Raw genomic sequence first — 17,770 nt, forward strand, 5'->3', positions numbered from 1 at the left:
TTTTAATTCCGGTTATAGGTAAACCCAACCTGCTGACGAACCGCTAGAACGCCTTGTTCTGCTCCTCTCGAGTCCCAGGCAATGGTGATAGTGACAACAGCGCCTGTGGCACAGGGAGCAGGACAGTTAATCACGATAGTCGGGTTAATGATGTCATTTGCATTTCTACACATAAGATCATGAACATCAAAAGCAGCCATCTGATCAGGAGTACATGCAGTGCCAATACACTGAGTCGGAATCACTGGACAATACGCAGCAATATTTGCACTGGCCGTTGTTGCAGCCATTTGATAGGCAGAGCTCTCAAGCCCTGCCGGGTTTAACTTCATTAACTCAGCAGTAGCATTTGCAAGCCACACGGCCTGTGATCGCTGAAGACTGTCATGAGTGACTCGTATGGCCTGGCTTTGCATACCTGCAACCGCCATCACACCCCCGACAAAAATCAACACACCAATCATGACCTCAATAAGCCCTATACCCTTTTGCCGACTTAATGCAAAAGGCTGCATTGGTTTATTTGAAATCGAAACAAAGAACGAGGAAGAACATGTGCCTTTCAGTTTATTCATGGACAGTTTACCCCCTCCTGCTTCCGGATTAACCCTGATCCTGAAACATTTACCTGTCTCTGAGCCAATGGTCTGGCCGGTACCGGACATAAAGTAAATGTGCCCTGACCCACCGGGCTTCCCCTGGGAATAAAGGTAAGCAGCTGACCATTGTTCCATCCAATGTTGACAGGGCTACTGACCTGGTTGTACACACGTAAAATTTCTTCACCAGCATCAATAACATTATTTCTATTTGGGTTTACAAAAATGACCCACCCATCAGCCCAATTCGCACCAGCATCACAGGCCGTTCCTGCAGTGGAACGACACACACTGACATTTTCAGATCGTTTGATTGCCTCACTTCTCGCCAGAGCAGCGCTTGAGTAAATACGCTGATTCAAGTAATCGAGCTTAAAACCTTCTGCAACCAGCCCCAGTGGAGTTACCATGGAGACCATAATTCCCATCAACACAACGGTGATCATCAGCTCAATCAAAGTGAAACCGCTGTTGAACTTATGCTTTACAGCTGGGTGGAAAAAAACCAACTTCACGTCCTTCCCTATGAAGAATCCCTCTCCTTAAATCTAGGTGGGTAAGTTATACAGACGATCAGAAGTCGATAAACGGTAGAAAAAAACCGATAAAAGAAATAGTCATATACATAATCAATTGTTTTTAAATTCATTCATCACTAATGATGGAAGCATTACTTATCTATTCACTTACTACAAAAGAACAATTGACATTTATATATAAGGTTTAAAAAACAACAGCATCTTTTATTGAAAAGTAGATAATTTAATTTAAAAAAATCATCCCAATATAATTTTCAAAACACTTCATTAATTCATTTAATCACCAGCAGTCACCAGTAGCGCCACCTCCGGAATTACTACTACCTCTTACCCCAAGGTTATTCAGTGTGAATGTTCTACAGTTTGTATCCAGAAACTGTGTGCTACCGGATGCTGCCGTGGCAGTTAGAGTAAATGTACTATCAGTTGCTGTCAGTGTTATTACATAATGACCTTCCGGCGAGTTACTCCCTCCCAAATCAGCAATGTTATTACTGTAGCTGTTGTCATAAATATAAATTCGCTCCTGCTCTGCTGCAGCGGAAGTTAATGCAACGTAAGCATCAGAGCGCCTGCTTTCCTGAATATATGTCCTGTATGAAGGAACAGCAATCGCTGCCAAAATAGCAATAATAGCAACTACGATCATCAGCTCAATTAAACTGAACCCATTTCTTACTCTATTAATCATGTAATCACCGTGGAATATTATGAATCTGTCTCCATGATTGACGACCTTGGTCAGATATACTGTATTCAAGACTGGTGCTTGAAATATTACCTGCCTCACCCTGAACAATAACACTGGTTTTGCCATCACCACTCTGGTGGATTATTGGTGCAGGAGCCATACCTGCTCCTAATGCAACTCGTTTTACCGATATACTGGAATCCGTTATCGTACCGGTTGTTAAGACCCTCTGTATATTCGCCGGTATAGCTGTACCAGTTTGATAATGCTGAGCTCGGAGGAAACTGTTGCCATCAACCTGACATTGATCGGCAGGTGGCTGATATTCAGTAAACAATAAAAGGGCAAACGTACTTACTGGTGAACTTGTGCTCTTATTACTTGGATTAGTTCCATCATGCTCAAAATAATTTATCCATCCAGCCTCATTTACCATTGCATCTTTTAGTGCATTAAAATTATCAACGGTTACTCCAGGCCTAATGGAAAAAGTAGAGCTAAAATCACCATTGCCACGGACTTCTATATCCGTTGTGTTTACCAAGTCATTTTTAAGAACCTGCCCATAAGTAAAACCGGACGCATTTTTAGGCTCTTTTACACCAAAGAAGTATTCCTGAGACGTATCAAGACTATCACTTCTGATTAGCTCACGCCCAGTACCGGAAAATATCCAGCGCTCTCCTTCATTGTTCGTGATTGCCAAGGGCTTTGAGGTAATGGGCCTGCCGATATCCAGCAGTGTAGTCACATCCCAATTATTGGTTGAGCTATCTTCAATGTTTATTCGCAACAACTCTCCACCAAGTGTCGAGGTGCTGATACTACCGAAATACACTGCATCGTCATAATTATCCTTGTCCCAGTCAATAACCGACATATCTCCAGAGTACGAGCTGGACAGTCCGGTGTCATAAGGGGCAAAACGAGTTAAGAACTGTTTATTTCTCAGATCGTATATGAATACTTTTAAGTTCTGGTCACTGGTTGCATTATCCAGAGCATCCCTGATCCCAGAAACGCCAGTGCCCCTTGGGCCAGAACCAAATACCAGATACCACTCATTAATCTGTGGGGCACTATAGTCCCCAGAACTATCCGGCAACCTCCTTTGGATAAGTTCAGGCCTCATAGTGGTAAACCCCATTTCGGGATGGGTAATCTCTGCCAATACTTTTGGAGGCTTTTCCGGGTTGGTAATATCCATGATCACATAAGCAGACCTGCGGGTCACGGTACTCCCACCAACAGAGATATCAATAGCTCCCCCGCCCAGCCCCATCCCCATAACAAGAACAGTTCCCCACCCCTTCGGGTGGTCAGCGTCAGCTGGAAAGATGTTTGCATCAAATATCAATGGCTGACCGTCCATATAATAAACATGTGGATAAGCAGGGTCAGATAGCCATTGCAAATGAGGTAAAAGATTCATTGGAGTATAAGCCCACAATTCACCACCAAGAGGATGACTGGTTTCCCCATTTTGGCTCAAGGCAAACTGCTGATTAGCTTCATCCCAGAACCCAGCATTGAATGCATGGATAGAGCCCCCGTTACTTCCTACATAGATGACTTGCCTGCGATCCTCATACTGTTGAATGAACTCCAGAAATGTCGAGTCATTTGGATTATATGATCGGCTATCCCCATAAAAGCCAGCGGGCTTGGAAACAGATAACGGGTTGGAGTTAATGATGTCACCCAGTCTCCATACATCCAAGTCTCCATCATTGTCGTAGTCAACAGAGCGAGAACGATATCCAGGTTGATCCTCCCCCCTGATATATTTCATTAACGTGTCAACAGTACCAGAAGAAACCCCAAGATAACCCTCATTACCACTGCCAAAGGTTGAGGTAATCATTGGTTTTTCTTCGGTTGCTCCAACGACACCATCATTGTTGCTATCGATCCATGTAAACATATACCGCCCCATACTTGATGGGTCTGTGTATGTTCTCTGCCATAACACATTGGTTAGATTCATCAGTTCTTCATGAGCACTCCATACTGGCTTCAAGCTATCCAGGCTTGAGGTGCTCCCTTGGGGGACTAAAGTTGTGCCGCCATCAGAGGAAGAGTACCTCTGAACAAGTGTTTGATTTACAGAAGCATCGAAAAAGAGATTCACAGCAAAATCTGTGCTGTAATCATCAAGCTGGTCATTTCCATTGGAGTCTTCGCGAAGATTTCCCTTAGAATCTATGAACAAGCTGTTAAGAAGCCCAACCCAGCCAATTTCAACATTATTTATTTTCACCTTCGGCCTGAACAGCGCCTGAACAGCAGTACCCGCACCACTTGCACTGTTGGAGACCAAAGCAACATTTGATGCAGAAGAAATTCTGCTGGCAATATCTTTTAAGATTCTTGAAAGCTGTTCCTCAAGGAGAGCAGGATTATTTGAAAAAAAGTAATTGTCCGGAATACCATCTGCACCGAGGGAGCCCGTGAGATTATTTTTATTATCCCACTCCCTTGAGTCATCTGGCGTACCATCCCTGTCAGCATCATGGTTGGGTGTGCCGTCGCTGTCTAAGTCGGTAAAACCACCATATTTTGCCGCCATGAGTAGAGGCTTTGGCAGTACACTGGCCAAGTTATTGCTTGGTGTATAATTTTTGGTTACATCATTGGGTGTAACCAACGTGCAATCATTTGTTGCATCACAGCTAAACTGACCACCACCTGCTGTCGTAGAAGTTCTTATGATTAGGGCTGATTCACTATCACCATCATCGTATGCTGTATTCGTACCTCCTACTGCTGCGTAAACAGCATTATAATCAGCGTCAAGCGCCATACCGTTGGAGCCACTTACTCCAGAGACTGAATACCCCAGCCTAAAAGCATTTGCCCCCCTAAAAACAGGGTTATGAAGGCGAACACGCAAATTATTGTTCTGGATAGTAACCGTGTAGGATGCAGTCATATCCGTATCACCATCGCCCCCAAATGTTTCATCAGCCCACCCCATATGAAAAGAGATACTTTCCAAGGCGCCTGAGGCGTTATAAGAAAAGCTTTCAACATCTACATCAAGAAAGCGACAGGGGTAATACCCCGTTTCATCCAGAGCCCCACGGGTAAAGGATATGGTCTGACAAATAGGAGAAAAGCCAACAACATTTGTATTTCCAGCACCATCCGGCACGGCAAATGACAATGAAGGAACAGTCTGTGCCAGTTCAACACCATAAGTTACAATATTTTGAGTGCCATCAAGGTCAGCACGAAGGTCAGCGGTTTTCGCATAAGATGCCAAACCTGCAACGTAATAACTTCCTTGGTATTGAGGCACTTCTGGGCAGACACCACGAGCCTCGGAAAGACCCGTTAAGCTTTTGGGTTCACACTGGGTAATTCCTGCACTGCCATTACTGCCAACTAGAAAGTTTCCAGGAAAAGTTAAGCCCGGCTCATTATTTCCAACTTCATCCGTCAGTTGATTTAGTTTTGTTAGCCCGCCACTTAGCAGATCCCCAATACTTGAATAGTTGTCCCCATCGTATGAGTTTTGCCCTGTTGAAAGAACGATTATTGCGCAGTTGGCACAGCGATTTGTTGTTGTATAAGGGTCTTGCCATGTGGGCGTTGGTAAATTCAGATCATTACTTGAGGTAACCGCATAGTCACTGGAAGGGTTACTTTCCCCGGAAATATAACGCAGAGCTTCAAGGTATATCTCCGAAATAGGATTTCCCCAGTCTCGACAGCTTACTGGACTGGAACCATTACAGTTATAGCGCTCACTTGAGTAGTTATATTCAGAAACACGAAACGCATCAATTGTAGATATCATTCCAGAATTATTGTTAAAACGGCCGTTACTCTGATCAAATTCATCGGTTGCAAATGATATATTTTTTCTTAACACACCTCCGCCAGTGTTCTTTTCAAAACTCCCTGAAACCAAACCAAACTCAACTTGGTCATGGTATTGTTGAATGAGACCAATCGGCTTTCTAACAGCCCCGTACTGTACACAATCACTGGAACTGAGTGTGGCATGACAGGCTTCAACACGAACGTTAAAATCAGCCACCGATGTCCCCTCACATCGTCGTCCTCTCAGAGCTCCCCATGTGGCATCTGCTGAAGTCCGAATTCGCAGTAATGGAGCACCATTAGCTGTATCACTCAAGTTACAAAGGGTGATCGCACCTGAGGTATAGGGGGTCAGTCTATTAACGTTAGGTCCATCGTAAATTTTGCCGAAGGCATGGAAGTCAAAGGGAATTTCAGCACGTTCAAGAACCGTCTGAGTTGGCGTGTCAGTTGATCGCTTTCCTCCATAAAGTACCTTTCGAATCAGATCCATTCGTGTCATGGAAGCCCAGTTCAAAAAATTCCCACTCCATGGGCCCCCTGGAGTTGTACAGAAATGTGAGTTAGCCCCCGTTGCCGCTGAGACTGGCTGAAATCGTCCACTGCCGTAGTTATAACACCAGTTAGGCTCGAAATACCCATAATAATCAATGCTGTCGTCATAGACGACGTCCATTCCCCCATCCCCATCTACATCGGAATAGTCACTGTACGCTTTTTTAAAAAGCTCATGATCAAATGACATGGCAAAAAGGATCAAGGGAGGAGAGCTTGTTGTGCCTTGACTGGGGCTTGATGAATAAGTTGAAACATTAGCTTGAACTGCATTAGCGCTAATAAGCATCCACATGATTAATGGCCATTTAATGAAAGACTGCGCTGCCTTCAAAGACAATAGGAAAGAACTAAATAAATTTTTTGGCAAGCATGTATGTCGAACTGAATAGAATATACTCACACAGATTAATGTGATGTAAATTAATCGTTCCATAACTAAAATCACCACTTATACGTTGATTGTAACATCACTCTTGCACCATCAATGTCCATAGATGCAAGAGCCGTAATTCTATAAAGACTTGACCAATCAGCAGGATTTGCAGGATTTGGAGTTACACCAAAAGGGTTTCTTGGCACATAACAGAGAAACTCAATGATAAAACTCCCAGTTACAGTAGGCGCAGTTAAATTAGTCGCAGCGATATGCCTTGCCGTATCAGTCCATATCGCTGCCTGCTCCCAAGGTCGTTGATTTCCCGATCGACAGCTAACGGTACTGGTTCGGTCACTCCCATTGAAACAAAGACCATTAGTGCAATTAGTGTCAAATAACGCAATATTTGAGCAGGCAGCATCCTCCCGAATACACTGTTCTGCTTCCAGTAGAATTGTCTCTGCACCAAAGAAGGTCGTCTGCTTGGTTCTGAAATTGGATGAAGTGCGCTGCTCCAGGCTGGAAAATTGAACCGCTGTCAGACCTGCAGTTATCATGATGCCCATGAATACCATGGTGTAAATTAACGATGAGCCTTTTTCTTTCTTGGTTTCCATCATCCACCTTTAATTCCGGACATCAATCGTCATTACATATTCTCTTCTCAGCAGCCTGTCTGTTGGTGTCACCGTTGTACCATCAAAAAAATATGCTCTGGGAGTAGGAGCTAACTGACCTGTACTTTGGGTAAGTAAATGAATTCTGATTGCTGTTACCTGTTGCCAATCTGCGTTTCGAAACGCTCTATCACCGGCATTTACAAAACGATTAGCAACACCATTTCCATTTGAATCCAGGCCATAGTAAATAACCATATTCTCAATACCCCCAACAACAGGAAGAGCATTAGTATCACCCAGTGTTTTTCTGTATAAGGTATTAACACCGTTCGCAGGATCTGGCTTGATAAAATAAACAACTGAATCGACAAGCCTCATTGAGCCTGGGTTAAATGATACTGTTCCTGCTGAAACAGAACCGTCATAACAGTTAAAATTTCCTCTTAAAGCTACCGAGCAATTGCTAAATCGTGCAGTTCCTCCCGTTGTATAAGCAAGACTATTGGTAGAAGCCGCTGCAGCAAAAACCAAAGAAATTTGCTGACAATCCTGTCGGATTAGACCGACAGGAAAGTTGGCTGCAGCAGGGAAGCCACCTGTATCAAAAGTTACTATTCCAGAAGCGACATCATGATTGGAAACATTCCATACCAAGTCAGTAGAAAGTTTAAATATAATAATTCCCTCAGATGTCGCATCAGGATCAACCATATTAACTACGTCTGCCTGACTGATTCCTTGTATTTTTTCTTCCGTTATCATCCATAAATCGAGAGGATTGGTATTCACAACAACATTCGACACAGGAAACTCATCGCTACAACCTGTGTACCCAGCTGTGCGAATATCATTTGAAATTGAATACAGCCCTATTCTTCCAGACTGCTGCATTAACCCAAATTGGTAGTTTAATTGATCCGTCAGATTCGATGCTGCAAAAAGCCGGATTGCAGCAGTAATGATGAAAAGGCTTATCATCATAGAAACAACCAACTCAATCAGAGTCAGCCCAAGCTCAAACCTCTTATTCATACTCCTCCCCGGATAACTATATTTCTTCTGGGAAGAGCGCCTTTGCTATCATCAAAAAAAATCGTAATGGTATAGACACGACCTTCCGGTGTATCCGCCATCACAATAGAACCGTCCCCATTGGGTAGCTGCTCATTTATGATGAATTTCCATTGATTGATATCATAGGTAGCTAATTGTGCAGGTGTGCAGTCAGCAACAACACAATTATCAGGATAAACAGTAGGGATACTGCCAAGACCAACACTATAGCCCGGACCATCTATTGAAAAAACCGGGTTCGATCGGATGCGATCAAGCATGTCATAACCGATAGTGTTTGCAGCATTATTAAAATAAGCGATCTGACTGTATGATAAGCTTCGTGTCTGTACAACTGAAATCCCAAGCATTCCGGATGCCAGAATTAAAACTGATATCAATACTTCAACCAGTGTAAAACCACTAGACGCTTTCTGAGTATGTTCAAAATGAATCATGGGCATGTCACCGTATTATTTTCGACGACCCTGCCAGTCAAATTTACAGTAACGCCCCTGATAACGGAGAGGTCACCATTCAAATCACAAATTCTCAGATCTCCCTGACTGCCAGTAATCACATTTCCTTCCCCCTGAAATGTAATATTTCTCGTTCCTCCCCAGGCAACAGTTGCCACACTTGGTATGACTGAAGCTCTAATCAACTGATCAACGCCGGCATCCAAAGCGCCATTGCCATCTATATCCAGAAAAATGATCCAACCATTATTCCATGAGGCTGGTGTTGCCAAACATGTGGCACTGTCATTTGAAGGGCATACTGTCACACCACTGCCCTGTTTCATCGCCTCAGCTCTGGCAAAAAAAAGGCTTGATATCAGGTTTCTCTGAACTGATTCAAGATTTGCCCTAGTCGAAATCTGGCCAATCCTCGGAGCCGCTATGGATAAAATAAGCGAGGAAATCAGCACAACAATAATAAGCTCAATCATGGAAAACCCTCTCAGGCTGAATAGCTTCATACCCCATCTCCTGAGAATTTCTGCTAATCCTTTTGTAGCGGCAAAAAAAGAGAAGCAAATAGATCTAAATCAGGGAGGACATGACAATCTGTCAAATTAAAAATGATTTAAAAAATCAGTGGCTGTTATGAAAGGATACAAAAGGATTTTTGACAGATAATCAGGACTTATTTCTGCTATTATTTAATTCTCGTTTTCCAATAAGAGTTATTACTTCCAGCACTCTTGGGGAGCCTGTATTCCAAAATGATCCAGAGTTATCTCTGTGCAGCCTGAATCCGTTGCCTGAACATCTGTGTTTAAGGCAGTAGCCGTCAGGGTAAATGAGGCGCTGTCAGCTTCAACACTGATCGTATAATACCCTTCGGGAGAGCTATTCCCCCCCAGACTGTTAACTGCATTTGTATACGCATGGTTGATGGAATACCAGCGCTCCTGAGCCGCAGCAGCAGCCGTCAATGCCGACCAGGCATCACTTCGCCGGACTTCATACATATATTGGCTATAGGAGGGATACACAATACCCGCCAGAATGCCAATAATGGCAACGACAATGATCAGCTCAGGCAGGGAAAAACCCTGTTCACGATTCTTAGTCACGGGCACATTTCCATTCATATCAATCAATCCATGGAATCCTGAAAATCTGCCACCAGCTCTGTCGTCCTTCAGAACTGAAACTGTATTCAAGATTAGTCGAAGTAATGCTCCCTCCCGCGCCCTGAGTCACTGCGGTCAGTTTTCCTTGCTCCCCCTGGTGCACCACTGGTGAAGAGGCATAGCCAACCCCCAGACTCACCTTATCAAGAGAGCGCTCAATTTCCAGACTATCGACTTGCACACTGCCAAGCACGGCATCGGGAGATGCAGTGCCTGTCAAATAGTGAAGGGCATACAGAGAGCTTGTGCCATCAATGGAGCAGCTGTCAGATGGTGGGCTGTACTCGGTCAACAGAATTTGAGAGAACAATCGGGCAGCTTTATTCACACTGCGTCCCGAAGGGGCAGATCCGTCATAGCTTAAAGGAAGCTTCCATCCACCCTGTCCAGCAACCACGTCCTGTAGCATTCCAAAACTATTAATGGTTTGAGAACCCACTACAAATGGGATATAGGAAGAACCGGACTTCTTCAGGACATCGCCATTAGTAAAAACAGCCACATCACCCACGTTAACCAGGTTGCTCTGGCTCACAGATGCGTATGTAAATTCTTTTGTACTGTTCAATGGCTCCTGAATACCATAAAAATAGTTGGCCGCAGTATCACGATTATCACCAGCAGTTAGCAGGCGCCCTGTACCGGAATAAACCCAGAAACTGTTTTCATCGGTGACCGTCATGGGTGGAGCCATAATGGGTTGACCAGCATCCATAAAAACATTCAAGCTGGAACTGCCCAACGTAGATGCCAGCTTCAGTCGCATTAATTTCCCTGTCAGACTGGTTCCCCCGGTTTCCACAGTGCCAAAGTAAACAGCATCATCTTTGTAATCCCTGTCCCAGTCCTCAGCCACCATATCTCCGGCATAAGCAGCGGAATAAGATGTCATCAGAGGGTCAAAGCCGGAAACAAAAGACTTGTTGTTCAGGTCATAAACAAAGACTCGGAGATTCTGGTCTGACGTTCCCTGCTCAAGAGCAGACCGCAGTGCTGTGGAGCTGCTGCCCGCTGGCCCGGAGCCAAACACCAGATACCATTCGTTTTGTGCTGGATTGCTCCAGTCCGTTTCTCCATTAGCACTAACACCTGCCTCACGCCTTTTAACCAGTGCAGGGCGCGAGGTTGTAAACCCCAGGTCCGCATGGGAAATTTCAGCCAGTAATTCAGGTGGCTGCTCTGGGTCAGTGACATCCAATACCACCCAGGCAGAACGCATGGTGCGACTTTCACTGCCAATGGTTACATCAATATCACCACCTCCAAGCCGCATCCCCACTACCAGAACCGTACCCCAGCCATCTGGATGATCACTGTCATCCGGAAAGATATTCGCATCAAAGACCATGGGTTCTGAATCCATGTAATAAACATGAGGGTAATCTTCTTCGGTCAACCAGCGCATGTGAGGCAGCAGATTCATAGGCGCGTAGCTCCATAACTCTGAGCCCAGAGGGTGCTGTACTTCATTATTATCCGATGTCAGCTCATAGCTGTATGAACTTTCATCCCAGAAGCCACCGTTAAATGCATGAATCAGACCATCATTGGCCCCTACATAAAGAATATGTCTTCGATTGAGGTATTGATTACGAAATGTACGATAACTGCTGTCATTGTAATAAGAGTCAAAACGGCTATCAGGTGTAGCAACCAGTCTGGGGGTCGAATGCACGATATCACCAAGACGCCAGACATCATCCATACCATCCTCATCAAAATCGATGGTGCGGGAACGCGTTCCGGATAGCTCCTCTCCGCGAACATAATTAACGACCGTAGACACATCACTGGAAGAAATCCCCAAGTATCCCTCATGACCGGCAAAGGTTGAGGATATAAAGGGTTGCTGCTCACCCGTATCAACCTGCTGATTATTATTGGAATCAAGCCAGGTCAATATATGCCGGCCACCAGAGGCAAGAGCATTGTAGGTTCTCTGGTTTGTTAGATCGCTCAATAAGGCCAGCTGCTCTCTGGCATCCCAGATGGTTTCCAAAGATGAGAGTGATTTCAATGAACCATCTGCCACTTTGGTAACACCAAAGTCATTGGAGGTATAACGCTGGACCATTGTCTGGCCGGCATTAGGATCAAAAAATAGCTCAACAATCTTATCGGTGTTGTAGTCATCGAGCTGGGCGTTACCATTACCATCTTCTCGAATATATCCTTTGCTATCGATGAATAGTGAATGAAGAATCCCCCCCCATGTTACCGATTTACCGTTAACATCGAGGTTTGGCTGAAACAACGCCTGATAAATAGCACCGGTTCCTGTGGAGCTATTGGCAAATAGAGCAGCATTCGTCGCGGAAGAGACTCGACTGGAAATGTCTTCCAGAACCTGCCCCAACTGACTGGAAAGCAGGGCTGGATTCCTTGAAAAAAAGTAGTTATCTGGCAGGCCATCTGAACCAAGGGCTCCGGTCACGTTATTTCTATTATCCCACTCGCGGTTATCGCCTGCATCAATACTGCCATCACCATCGGCATCATGATTTGGGCTGCCATCACCATCCAGATCTATGAACCCACCGTATTTGGCAGCCAGAAAAAGTGGTTTGGGCAACACACCCGCGGCAGACCCGGAAGCAGTAAAGTCGGTGACCTGAAACGCTGTTGTTCCTTTATAGGCATAACTACTTTGTAACCCATCATTGCCTGAACTCCCGGTCACCGTGTATGAGAAACGCATATTCAGGCCAGCAAACACACCGTCCACTTGCACAGCTACTCTGACTTCATTAGCGTTAAAACCCGTTGTATTCAGAGTACTGTCTGCGGTTTGGTTGCATTGGTCTCCGACACAGAACTTGACTCTTGAAGAAGCATCGTAGTCATAGTCATTGCCCCAGAGAGAATCTTCCCAGGTAAAAAGCAGAGATCCCTGAACCACTTGCCCAGATCCATCGAGTATTAGCTCTTCAACGACAACATCGGTTAACGTACAGTCACTGCCACTGCCGGAAAAATCACCTCCGCCACTGCCAAAGTTTGAACTGGTCTGACAAACAGGCTGAAAAGTGAATGTCTTTCCATCCACATTCAGGGTAAAACTGGGCATAGTTTCGGCCAGCTCAATGGCGTAAGTTTTAACTTTCTGGATGCCATCAAGGTCTGTTCGTAAGTCTGTAGTGTTACCATGAAAAGCCAACCCTGATACTTGATAGCCGCCTTCCAGCTGAGGAATCTCCGGACATAAACCGACGGCATCAGAAAGACCCGATAAATACTTAGCAGTACATTGGCGCGTACTACCAGTACCACCCACCAGATATTGGCCGGCAAAACTACCACCGTACTCATGATCTCCAACCTCGTCGGTTTTGCTATTTACGGAGCTGGTGCCAGACATACCCGGAAGGTCTGAGCTACTGGATAGCTGGTCGGTATCAAATGAGTTCAACCCAGTGGATAAAACAATAATTGAGCAATTGGCACAGGCATTATCTGCAAACATTGGGTTCGCCCAGCTCTCTCTGGACAGGTCACTGACAAAGGAGCTGTCATTGCTGGTGTCAAAACTGCTGGTGGCTGTCGTTTCTCCCGCAAAGTAACGCAGTGCTTCGAGATAAAGTTCCGCCAGTGGGTTCCCCCACATACTGCAGTGACGGGAAGAGTATGTACTTCGGCTGGATTTAAACGTTGATACAGAGATGCCATAGCTATTGCAGTCCGTATATTTGTTTTGAGAAAAACTGTACTTCGCCAGCCTGAACTGATTAATGTTATGAATAATCCCTTCTACATTGGTGAATCGTCCAGAAGAAAGCTCAATCTCATCATCGGAGCTCTGAGTATTGCCACCAATCTTGTTGATATTTCTTCGCAGTACACCACCAGAAATATTTTTGTCATAAGAACCACTGATTAAACCGAAGCGGATATCCCCAGACTCACCGTACTGCTGGAGCAGGCCTATGGGCTTACTCTTTCCATTACTGTAAAGCTTACAGCGATCGGTATTTACAGAATCCTTATCAGTTACACAGGCTTCAATATAAACATCATTTGTCGTCAGCCTGTAACTGGTGGATGGGCTGTTTTGAGCTCCCCACTGGCACTGCTTTACTTCTGTTGAAGCCCATCGAGGCCAGGCTTCTCTGGCAACCCTGACTTCAGGAGTTCCATTTTCAGAGTCGGCAACACTGCAAAGGCTGATCTCACTGTTGGTATAGGGCGTAAAATTTTCGGTGGGCACACCCGAATCACTGCTTCTATAGATCTTCACAAACGCATGTACGTCTCTGGGAATATAAGCACGCTCCAAAATCGTTTGATTATTGGTATCTGTCGATCGCTTACCACCAAAGAGCACCGTTCTCAGGATGTCCATCCGTGTCATGGTCGCCCAGTTCAGGAAGTTACCACTCCAGGGTGCCTGGGATGTGGTGCAGTAATGCTGGTTATCTCCAGAGGCTTCGGCTACCGGAGAATAGCGTCCAGAAGAGTACTGGTAGCACCAGTTACTGTCGAAATAACCCAGATAATCAAAGCTGTCCACATAGCTGGTATCCAGTCTGCCATCCGAATCCAGGTCAGTGTAATCACTGTACGCTTTTTTAAATAACTCATGGTCGACAGACATGACCAGCATGACCAGCGGTTCCGAGGTATTACTGATCAAGGGAGGTGTTACTGCATAATCACTCGATACAGCTTCAGCATTGACCCGTAATGAAAACAGCAACAGCAGAAGCCCGGACAACACAATCTGCCTGAGAGTAAGCCTTTGTGAGGTATATCGATCCATGATCACCTCCATTTCCCTGTTAACTTCTTACGACCAACTCGAAAATCAGCTGCTTTTCTTATACGACGATTGCAACATTACCCGTGAATCATTTGAGCCACCGGTCGCCAATGCAGTAATCCGATAGAACTGAGCCCAGTCTCCACGGTTGGCCGGATCAGGCAAAGGCCCTGGCGCTTCTTTGGCGATATAGCAGCGAAATTCAATAATGTATTTTGCCTGAGCCGATATACCGCTGATTGAAATCGTAGTAACTCTGTGTTGATTACTATCACTCCAGACAGTGCCAGTTTGCCAAGGCTCGGAAACTCCGGGATCACAGCTACCTATATCGTCAATATCGGATCCTGAAAAACAGTACCCATTATCGCAATCTACATTAAAGCCAGATAAGGTAAGTGCATTATTGGCAATGAAGTTTTCAGCCTCTTTTAATGCTGCCTCAGCCGCATATAGTGCCATCTGTTGATCCTGGTAATTACCACTCATTTTTTCTTCGAGGGTTGCCATTTTCACCGCTGTTAACCCTGCAACCGTGATGACCAGCAGCATGACCAGGCTAACCAGTAACACACTCCCTCTTTCTAATGGCCAGGGAGTCAATAAACGGCTTTGCTGAAGAACCTCAGGATACTGTTCTGGCATTGATGCGTTTATGTGCCCTCCCATCACAGCCCCCGGTTCCTTAACTTAATGGTTTTCATGAAACTGCGTCGAACATACAGATCGTTTGGCAATATTCTCTGGCCCGCAAAGAAATAGGCCTGGGCTTCTGGCGCAACTTCAGTGAAGCTCCGAACCAGTAATTCAAGCTTGATTGTGATTATGTTCAGCCACTCATCGCTGTAGGGTGTTATTTCACCGGCAGTCATATACCGGTTTGCAATACCGTCATTGTCGCTGTCCACCCCATAACGGATACTCAGCCCTTCAATACCTTCAACCAGTGCTTCTGCATTTATGCTGCTGCCACTGGCATACTCTCCCGCGAGCTTTCGATACAGTGTTGGAACGTTATTACTTTCCCTCAGGTAAAAAGCATAAGATTGCAATGGTGCCAACCTTGATCCCTGATGGTTTATGTTGCTGGAGTCAACCGTGCTGCCGTGGCAGCTGAAGTGTCCCTGTAACTGACTGATACAGTTGTAGAGACTGCCGCTGGCAGAAGCAGGGTGAGTCACTACACTATTTGCCGTTGCAGCGCCTGCTCGAAAAACAGAAACCTGTCCACAATCCGATGAAATCAGAGCCAAAAGGTCACCTTCGTCATAGTCATGACTACTGGGAAGTGTGACCGTTGCAGTTCCGGTATTATGGCCAGTGACCACAGTCGCCTGGTCACTATCAATACTGTGGATAATAATTGCTTCGGAAATCGCATTAGTATCCAACTGTCCCTCAACACTGCTGCCAGAAGGAATTCCCAGAACACCTTTGTCAAAATGCATCATCCACTGCCGGCTATCTGTTTCGGTATAGAGCAGATTTGCCAGACTGGCCTGAGCTGGGCAACCGGTGTATGCAGCCGTACTGATACTCTGGCCCAGAATATCCAGCGCCAGCCGAGCATTCTCCTGAACTCGTGAAAGCTCGTCCTGCAATGCCCACGAACGACTGGATGCCAGAACCAGGTGACCCACCCCTGTAAAAAGCACTAATCCAAGGGCCAGGGCAATCATCAATTCAACCAGTGAGAATCCCTTCTCAACTCTTCTCATAACACTCCCCTCAAGACGACATCACTAAGAGGAACCCTGCTCCCCATATCCGGGAAACTGAGGCGAATGGTATAGGTTCGAACATCACTGCTATCGACGAAGGTGACCGCTCCCTGACTTCCCGGAATCTGACAGGCCAGCTGAAACTTCCACTGAAGAATGTCGTAAAATGCCATCTCCTGAGGCGTACAGTTTCCCGCTTCGCAATGAGTGGGATAACTACTTTCAATGCACTGGCTGAATTCGAGATCACCCAAACCAACCTGATAGTTCGCGCTGCTCTTTGCCAGACTACTGTTGGCCTGAATACGATCCAGCATATCCGTCGCCAGAAATGTGGCTTGAGATTGCACATAGGATGACTGGTTATACTGCAGACTACTGCTATGAACCCCTGCCATTCCAAGAATTCCAATGGTGATAATCAATAGGCTGATCAGGACCTCGATCAGCCCTACGCCACGATTTTTTTTCTCGAAGTTTTTTTCATCCCAAAAGCTCAAAGGTACAAAAGGGTATTTCTTAGTTTTCTCTCTGTGTCTCTGTGTCTCTGTGGCGAAAGCTCCCGGCAACTGCCCTGCATTAGAGAACGGCACAAAGGGTACATCATGGCAATTGTTCAACTGCATGCTCCCTGCTCCTCTGTCCGTAAACGCCCTGTCATGCTGATCACAATCGCTTTTGAGTCAGTGCTATTTTCTTGATCGCAAATCTGGAAAGTGCCGGCCTGAGTGGTCTGTCCACGGCTATTGAAACGGAGGCTGTAACCCCGATTCCATATAATCGAGATAAGATCTGATTGTTCCGCAATACGACGAATAAGCTGGTCACTGTCATTCAGCAAGCCATCATCACTTTCATCCGTAAAAATAAGCCAGCCATGATGCCAACCCGAGTTACTTTCATCGCAGGTCAAATCATCGACCGTACTGCATAGCGAAACAGTCCGTTGCCGTTTGATGGCTTCTGATCTTGCCAGCATCAAGCTGCCATAAACTTCATCTGCAACATTGTCGATCCGGTTATTAACAATCAGTGCTTTCATGCCAGGTGCAGATACAGTGATCAAAATCGCGGCAACCGATAATGAAACCAGCAATTCGACCAGTGAAACACCTAAGTTTTTTGAAGGGTTAGACCTGCGCTGCGCTGACTGAAGAGACAAAAAAGAGCCTTTGCTCTCTCGAAATCGAGGAGAGCCAGCAAAATAGTCTGTTGTGAAACAATGGCCAACCTTGTACTTCATCGCCCAATCCCTGGCACTCAGTCTTGTTCCATATTTTGCAGTGTTCTGTCGTTTAAAAGCCTACACGCCACCTTAACCAAAAAGAGGGGCTTGCAGGCAGTAAAACACCATTACTTTTCATCCATTATTAAACCCTTAAATAGA

At 45.4% G+C, this 17,770-nt stretch carries 14 protein-coding genes; all 14 read right to left on the minus strand.

Going from position 1 to position 17,770, the window contains the following annotated elements:
* Positions 1-2: 2 nt before the first annotated feature.
* Positions 3-575: a type IV pilus modification protein PilV gene (gene pilV, locus GV64_RS23995; protein ID WP_020581516.1), complete on the minus strand. Its 573-nt coding sequence runs from the start codon at positions 573-575 to the stop codon at positions 3-5.
* Complete coding sequence (locus tag GV64_RS24000) at positions 572-1,114, minus strand: GspH/FimT family pseudopilin (RefSeq protein WP_020581517.1); 543 nt, start codon at positions 1,112-1,114, stop codon at positions 572-574. The genes pilV (GV64_RS23995) and GV64_RS24000 overlap by 4 nt, the downstream gene beginning before the upstream one ends.
* Before the next feature lie 304 nt (positions 1,115-1,418).
* Positions 1,419-1,829 (minus strand): type IV pilin protein, encoded by a 411-nt coding sequence (locus tag GV64_RS19795; protein WP_020581518.1) that lies wholly within the window; start codon positions 1,827-1,829, stop codon positions 1,419-1,421.
* Positions 1,830-1,833: 4 nt separating this feature from the next.
* Positions 1,834-6,507, minus strand: a complete 4,674-nt coding sequence (locus tag GV64_RS19800) for a pilus assembly protein (protein WP_034844413.1) — start codon at positions 6,505-6,507, stop codon at positions 1,834-1,836.
* Positions 6,508-6,656: 149 nt separating this feature from the next.
* On the minus strand, positions 6,657-7,211 hold the full coding sequence (locus tag GV64_RS19805; protein WP_020581520.1) for a pilus assembly PilX family protein: 555 nt from the start codon (positions 7,209-7,211) through the stop codon (positions 6,657-6,659).
* A 6-nt stretch (positions 7,212-7,217) separates the two neighbouring features.
* Positions 7,218-8,243 (minus strand): PilW family protein, encoded by a 1,026-nt coding sequence (locus GV64_RS19810; RefSeq protein ID WP_020581521.1) that lies wholly within the window; start codon positions 8,241-8,243, stop codon positions 7,218-7,220.
* The gene (pilV, locus tag GV64_RS19815; protein WP_020581522.1) at positions 8,240-8,722 is read right to left on the minus strand and encodes a type IV pilus modification protein PilV; all 483 of its coding nucleotides are present in this window, start codon (positions 8,720-8,722) and stop codon (positions 8,240-8,242) included. The genes GV64_RS19810 and pilV (GV64_RS19815) overlap by 4 nt, the downstream gene beginning before the upstream one ends.
* Positions 8,719-9,246 (minus strand): GspH/FimT family pseudopilin, encoded by a 528-nt coding sequence (locus GV64_RS19820; RefSeq protein WP_020581523.1) that lies wholly within the window; start codon positions 9,244-9,246, stop codon positions 8,719-8,721. The genes pilV (GV64_RS19815) and GV64_RS19820 overlap by 4 nt, the downstream gene beginning before the upstream one ends.
* Positions 9,247-9,456: 210 nt before the next feature.
* Positions 9,457-9,846, minus strand: a complete 390-nt coding sequence (locus tag GV64_RS19825; RefSeq protein ID WP_026258116.1) for a type IV pilin protein — start codon at positions 9,844-9,846, stop codon at positions 9,457-9,459.
* 19 nt (positions 9,847-9,865) lie between these two features.
* Positions 9,866-14,662 (minus strand): pilus assembly protein, encoded by a 4,797-nt coding sequence (locus GV64_RS24005; protein ID WP_157236935.1) that lies wholly within the window; start codon positions 14,660-14,662, stop codon positions 9,866-9,868.
* Positions 14,663-14,707: 45 nt separating this feature from the next.
* Positions 14,708-15,331 carry a pilus assembly PilX family protein gene (locus tag GV64_RS19835; RefSeq protein WP_020581526.1) on the minus strand — a complete coding sequence of 208 codons (624 nt, stop codon included), beginning with the start codon at positions 15,329-15,331 and terminating at the stop codon, positions 14,708-14,710.
* Complete coding sequence (locus GV64_RS19840; protein ID WP_020581527.1) at positions 15,331-16,380, minus strand: PilW family protein; 1,050 nt, start codon at positions 16,378-16,380, stop codon at positions 15,331-15,333. The genes GV64_RS19835 and GV64_RS19840 overlap by 1 nt, the downstream gene beginning before the upstream one ends.
* Positions 16,377-17,009 (minus strand): type IV pilus modification protein PilV, encoded by a 633-nt coding sequence (pilV, locus tag GV64_RS24010; RefSeq protein ID WP_020581528.1) that lies wholly within the window; start codon positions 17,007-17,009, stop codon positions 16,377-16,379. The genes GV64_RS19840 and pilV (GV64_RS24010) overlap by 4 nt, the downstream gene beginning before the upstream one ends.
* Positions 17,000-17,626 (minus strand): GspH/FimT family pseudopilin, encoded by a 627-nt coding sequence (locus tag GV64_RS19850; protein ID WP_020581529.1) that lies wholly within the window; start codon positions 17,624-17,626, stop codon positions 17,000-17,002. Before GV64_RS19850 ends, pilV (GV64_RS24010) begins: the two co-directional genes overlap by 10 nt.
* Positions 17,627-17,770: the final 144 nt, after the last annotated feature.

Source organism: Endozoicomonas elysicola, assembly GCF_000710775.1.
Lineage (GTDB): Bacteria > Pseudomonadota > Gammaproteobacteria > Pseudomonadales > Endozoicomonadaceae > Endozoicomonas > Endozoicomonas elysicola.